This window comes from Bacillus sp. 196mf (assembly GCF_003217275.1).
GTDB lineage: Bacteria > Bacillota > Bacilli > Bacillales > Bacillaceae_G > Bacillus_A > Bacillus_A thuringiensis_S.
On sequence record NZ_QJTG01000105.1, the window covers coordinates 1 to 1392 of the forward strand.

Below are 1392 nucleotides of genomic sequence, written 5' to 3' on the forward strand. Positions count from 1 at the left end.
GTACGTATCTCACTTCTATCCAAGTAGGAAATGTTCAGTATGGAATTTCTGTGAACCCGACTCTTAATCAGGTATATGTTGCAGATAACTCATTCCTGCGAAATGTATATATTATTGATTCTGTAACAGATGCTGTGGTAGGAACAATCCCAATAAACTTACCAAGTAATCCAGCACCAACGGCTACAGCGGCGGATCGCGTTTTAAATCGACTATATGTAGGGACTGAGGGTCAAGTTAATCCAGGACCATTTATTGAAGCATATAATATGGGCTCTTTCCCTCCCGCTATACCATTAGGATCAGTTTCTCTTGCCAGTCAAGCTAATACTATAGAGGCGATGGCAACGAATTCGATTACACATATGCTATATGCGATAGACACGAGAACTCTTTTTATATTCGATACTACGCCCCCTACGCCAGCGCTTGTTACGTCAGTACCCCTTCTCGGTCCAAATGGAGATGGCCTATCATGGGTTACTGTAGATGAAACACATAATAAGATTTACGTAGTTAGTAATAATCAAACTGGTCAGGTATTTGTTATTGATGGATTAGTAAATGTGGTGGATACAGTTTTATCAACAGGAATAGATCCATTTGCTGTAGGAGTAAAAGAGACAAATCCTTGATGAAATCTTGCTGAGAAGAGGCGTCATGAATACAGAGGAATCTACTTGATTTCTCTGTATTAACTTATTTTATCAGATGTTTTCAGTATATAGTGTGAGAAGGGTGGCTATATCTATGATCACAATTAGCCTTTGTATGATTGTTAAAAATGAAGAGCATCATTTACCGAGATGTTTAGAATCGATAAAAGGGATTGCTGATGAAATCATTATGATTGATACCGGGTCAACAGATAATACGAAACAGGTCGCAAGAGAATACACTTCGCACATACAAGATTTTCAGTGGCGTGCTGATTTTTCAGCAGCAAGAAATTTTTCTTTTGAACAGGCAACGCAAGAGTATATTTTATGGTTAGATGCAGATGATATTTTATTACCAAAAGATCGAGATGCATTGCTGAAACTAAAACAAACGTTGTCTTCAGATATTGATAGTGTGTATATGCCATATCATACAGCGTTTGATGCAAATGGAAACGTGATGACTAGTACGAAACGAATGCGTCTTGTAAAGCGTAGCAAGCCTTTTAAATGGGAAGGAATTGTGCATGAAACACTAGCATGTAAGGAAAAATATAAGTATTTGAATAGTGATATTTGTGTGACGCATATGAAAAATATGGAAGATATGTCTAATAGGAATCTTGCTATCTACATAAAAGCACTGGAACAAGGGCATCATTTTGTTACACATGATTTGTTCCATTATGCATTAGAATTAATGCTTCAAAAATCATATAACGAAGCGATACCG

Annotated in this window: 1 protein-coding gene and 1 pseudogene; both read left to right on the forward strand. The window is 37.1% G+C overall.

Annotated features, from left to right (window positions below):
* Positions 1 to 635 (forward strand): annotated as a pseudogene (locus ATL10_RS31550) (hypothetical protein); the annotation flags it as partial.
* Positions 636 to 750: 115 nt separating this feature from the next.
* Positions 751 to 1392, forward strand: a 642-nt coding sequence (locus tag ATL10_RS30715; protein ID WP_181419381.1) for a glycosyltransferase family 2 protein, incomplete at its 3' end; no start/stop codon positions are given.